This window comes from Dehalococcoidia bacterium (genome assembly GCA_035574915.1).
Taxonomy (GTDB): domain Bacteria; phylum Chloroflexota; class Dehalococcoidia; order DSTF01; family WHTK01; genus DATLYJ01.
Map to the genome: position 1 here is coordinate 1 of DATLYJ010000169.1, position 3,941 is coordinate 3,941.

The window sequence follows — 3,941 nt, forward strand, 5'->3', positions numbered from 1 at the left end:
GGGCCCCTTGAACTCCGAGCCGCCGTCGGTCAGCACGCGCCGCAGGGGCCAGCCGGCCCGCCGGTAGAGGGGCGCGAGGATCTCCCGGAGGAAGCCAGCGGCGGCCTCGGCCGAGAAGGCGGGCAGCAGCCAGGCCACGCCATAGGAGCACGCGGCATCGCAGGCGGTGATCTGCCAGACCCGGCCCACGCCCTTGAGCTTGCCGATGTAGAAGGTGTCCAGGCAGACCAGCTCGCCGGGGACGGCGGCCTGCACGTGGCGCGCCCCCTGGTCGCGGGCGCGGGCCAGCTGGCGCCGCGTACGCTCGGTCAGCAGCCCGCAGGTTCCCGTGCTGTGGTGCTCGAGCAGGGCCAGGCGCTCCCGCCGCCGCCCCAGCCCGGCCCGGCGCAGGATCCGCTGGACGGTGCTGGGGCTCAGCGGCACGCCCAGGTCGCGGGCGAGCTGCAGGCTCACCCGTCGGCAGCCCCACGTCGGCCAGGCCAGGGCCTGGCCCACGACCAGCCGCGCCACGTGGGGCGGGACGTGGGACGGCCGCCCGGGGCGGGCCTGCCGGCGCCGGGGGTGCAGGCCGTCGCGCCCGTAGCGCTCGAACCGCCGGCGCCAGCGATAGAACAGCGTGCGGCTGATCCCCAGCTCCCGGCACGCCGCCGTCACGTTCTGCAGTTCCTGCGCCCGGGCCATGACACGCAGCCGAAACGCCAGTATGCTGTCCTCGAGGGTCATCAGCTCCTCCTCCCACAGTGCTGGCCTTGTGGTGGTTCGCACTCTGGGAAGGATAGGGCCGATGGCCCTCTCTGCTTCTCCCCGGTGTCAACACTAATACGAGTCCGGACAGGCTAGGCTACTTGGTGCAGGGCTTCAAGCAGCACGGATCGTTCTCGCACTTAAGGTTGCTGCTCTTCTGCTTGATCACGACCTGCTCCGGCCCGGAGCCCTGGCCGGACGTCGCCGGACCGCCGGGCGCTGCGGCGGGCGCGTCAGGGCCGCTCTCCGGCTTGGCGGAGGGCTTCCGAATGTTCCTGACAATGATCGACCCGGACGGCGTGGTGATGCTGCTCGACGGACCGCTTGGCGAGCCGGAAGACGGACCCGACGGCGGCGTGGGCGTGCCGGCGCCGGGCGCCGCGACGGGAGGACTGCTCTTCGTCTTGATCACGAGCTCTTCTCCCGGCGAGGACTTTGCGCCGGCCCCGGCGGGCTCCTGGGCCAGACAGACGTTGGCGACACAGAGGCTCGAGGCGAGCGCGACGGCGACGAGACCCGTTGTTCGCATGCGGAGATCCTCCTTCGGGTTCTGTCTAGCACGGGGGCGCGCCGGCCTGGAAGCTTTGCGGAACGGACGCGCGCGCATGGTATCGTGAGCCCGCATGGACACTCCCAGGCTCGTTCTCTCCGTTGGCTGTCTGGCTTGCGCCCTGATCGCGGCCGGGTGCGCCTCCACGCCCTCGGCGCCGGATTCCGACAGGCCCAGAACGGCGGCCGTGCGGATCACGTCGGACCGCGCGAGCGTGAGCGGCTGCTCCTCGGTCGGGATCGTCAGCGACGACGACCTCGACGACATGCGGAAGAAGGCCGCCAGGATGGGCGGCGACGCCGTCGTCCTCTTCGCGGCGACGCCGGGCGCGCGGCCGGGCTGGTTCGGCCCGGTCATCACGCAGGTGCACACCGGCGAGGTGTACCGGTGCCAGCGTTGACGCCAGTCGGGCCGGCGGAAGCCTAGTCGGCGCGGGGCCTCGCGCAAGGGCCCCGCCGCTTCGCGCCTATATGGGCTGCAGAGGATCGCGCAGCCCCTGAAAGCGCCACGAGCCTCAGCGCAACGCTGAGAGCGCCGGAATCGCCCGGCGCGCGACTTCGACGTAGTGCGGGTCGATCTCGACGCCCACGCTCGAGTACCCCACCGCATTGGCGGCGGCCAGGGTGGAGCCAGAACCGGCAAATGGGTCAACGACGGTGCCTTCACCCAGCGGAAGAACAGCGCGTACCAACTGGCGCAGGAACGACTGGGGCTTGAGGCTCGGATGGGGTGCAAGAGCTCGCTCGGCTGGCCGCGTCGGATGCGACGCGATGACGTCGCCGAAGGGCCTCCGCTCTGACACGCGGCGGAACCCCCCCGTCTTCCACCTGCGCAGGTTGTCCGCGACCCGCCCCTCGAGGGGCTTGCGGAACAGGAGCCACGGCTCCCACATCGAGCGCGGCATGACGCTCACGCCAGGAAACTCGCGATGGGCGTTCTTGGGGCGGTCCCCGCCCCGCATGGTCATCACCAGCCGCACAATCTCTCCCCGGCGTTGCCGGGTGAAGGAACACGGTGTCTGCTCCACTGGACGCCGCTGCAGACGTTCCTGGACAGCGTGCCGCTCGCCAAGGAGAAGCTCCTGGCGGTGGCGTGAGGAGGCTGAGGGCCGTGCGCGTGGATCGGACACCGGGGCACTTCCCCGCCTGTTAGATCAGGTCTTGACTTTTACAACTCAACGAAGTCGCAGCTCCTGTCAAAATCTCTGGCGTCCCAAGAGTAACGTGCCTTGGTTTCGTCTAACTGGCAAAATGGACCGGGCACACTTTTGTCTGTGACGACCTTTTGCGTCTCGTACGTCCAAAGACGGAGCGGAAAGCTAGGGTTTTTCGGGTCGATCGGCTTCGACTCAAGCGTGGAGATGACAACCACGCCGCAGATGCCGTCCGGACCGTGGTTGCTGACCCACTTGTCTCCCAGTTGCTTGATGAATGTCTCCTTCCAGGGATTCGCCCAAATGCGGCACGTCCGCGTGTACTTCTGGAGGCCGTACCAAATGAACTCTCGAATAGTCTCCGGCGTGGGCTTATCACACATCGCATCGAAGCGTTGAAGCCAGCCGCTAAGGAACGCCGTGAGCCGGGGCAAGATATCCCGAGTCGAGGTGACCTTGGCTGCAAGATCGGCCATGTCCTTGCGTTGATCCTTGCACATCTTCCCCACGTCACGCGGGTCGACCTCGCGAAGCTGCTTTTCGAGCTCAGCTGCGGCCGCCTCAGGAGTCTTGACCAGATCGACGCGGATCTGAACGAAGCTACAGGTCATCTGCCGCCCGTCGGGCGAAATCTCGCATTCGGCAGACACGGACGATACGTCAGCGGGGTTATTGTTCCTGAGGGGGCCGATGATGATGCGTTCGGCAGATGCGTCAGTAGCGAGGATCAGCACCGTCGCAAAGATGAGCAGCGCTTCAATCTTCATCGAATCGAGGCTCCTTTTGAGGACGGCGCACCAGGCCGTCGCGGCCTTCCTGCGCCACGTCGTGGTTCCGCTCTTCCAGCGCGCCGGCTGGCCGGTCCAGCGGGTGCTGACCGACGGCGGTGGCGAGTTCAAGGCGACCTTCGATGAGGTCTGCGCCGCCCTCGGCATCCGTCACACCGGAATCAAGCCCCGCCACGCCTGGACGAACGGCTTCGTGGAGCGGCTGCAGCAGACGATCCTCAGCGAGCACTGGCGCGTCGTGTTTCGGCGCCACTACTTCACCAACCGGGCGACGCTCGATCGAAGCCTCCAGCAGTTCATAAGCTTCTACAACTTCTAGCGGCCGCATCACGGCCATCGGCCCCGCGGTCGGACCCCGGCGACCGTCTTCCACGGGGCCGTGACGGTCGCCCGCTGATGTCATGCCTCACTCTGGGTCGGCCGAAGTGTCAACACCAACCCGAGTCTGGACACCCTAGGCGGCTCCACATGGGTGACCCTGCCTGGCGCAGCATAAGGCCTGGAAAAGACGGTGTCAACCGTCGCCAGCGTGCTATCTTTATCGGCCGGGAACCGCAGGAGGGCGGCTGTGGGTTCCGGAAATTCTGGCCGGTGATTTCCGGAAATTCTGGCCGCTGCCGCGGATCGTGGCTCAGCTGCCTCTCGGAGGTCAAGCGGGAGATGCCGGGTCCGGTAGGAGGGCCCGCGGAGTTCGAGATGCCGGCCG

5 protein-coding genes and 1 pseudogene are annotated in these 3,941 nt (G+C 67.5%); 2 read left to right on the top strand and 4 right to left on the bottom strand.

The window, feature by feature from the left end; genetic code table 11:
- Positions 1–723 (bottom strand): helix-turn-helix domain-containing protein (locus VNN10_15170; GenBank protein ID HXH23360.1); only part of this gene is annotated, 723 nt, incomplete at its 3' end.
- Between the two features lie 118 nt (positions 724–841).
- Positions 842–1,273 (bottom strand): hypothetical protein, encoded by a 432-nt coding sequence (locus tag VNN10_15175; protein ID HXH23361.1) that lies wholly within the window; start codon positions 1,271–1,273, stop codon positions 842–844.
- A gap of 208 nt (positions 1,274–1,481) precedes the next feature.
- On the opposite strand from VNN10_15175, the gene VNN10_15180 reads away from it, so the two are divergent.
- Positions 1,482–1,694 carry a hypothetical protein gene (locus VNN10_15180; GenBank protein HXH23362.1) on the top strand — a complete coding sequence of 71 codons (213 nt, stop codon included), beginning with the start codon at positions 1,482–1,484 and terminating at the stop codon, positions 1,692–1,694.
- A gap of 114 nt (positions 1,695–1,808) precedes the next feature.
- Here the strand turns inward: VNN10_15180 and VNN10_15185 are convergent.
- Positions 1,809–2,291, bottom strand: a pseudogene (locus VNN10_15185) (DNA methyltransferase).
- A 170-nt stretch (positions 2,292–2,461) separates the two neighbouring features.
- On the bottom strand, positions 2,462–3,214 hold the full coding sequence (locus tag VNN10_15190; protein HXH23363.1) for a hypothetical protein: 753 nt from the start codon (positions 3,212–3,214) through the stop codon (positions 2,462–2,464).
- On the opposite strand from VNN10_15190, the gene VNN10_15195 reads away from it, so the two are divergent.
- Positions 3,192–3,554, top strand: coding sequence for an integrase core domain-containing protein (locus tag VNN10_15195; protein ID HXH23364.1), 363 nt, complete (start codon positions 3,192–3,194; stop codon positions 3,552–3,554). The genes VNN10_15190 and VNN10_15195 overlap by 23 nt on opposite strands.
- Positions 3,555–3,941: the final 387 nt, after the last annotated feature.

What these genes read in the sequence shown, in the direction of transcription:
- VNN10_15175 (HXH23361.1), bottom strand. Translation starts at nt 1,273, where the DNA reads ATGCGAACAACGGGTCTCGTCGCCGTCGCGCTCGCCTCGAGCCTCTGT.
- VNN10_15195 (HXH23364.1), top strand. Translation starts at nt 3,192, where the DNA reads ATGAGCAGCGCTTCAATCTTCATCGAATCGAGGCTCCTTTTGAGGACG.
- VNN10_15190 (HXH23363.1), bottom strand. Translation starts at nt 3,214, where the DNA reads ATGAAGATTGAAGCGCTGCTCATCTTTGCGACGGTGCTGATCCTCGCT.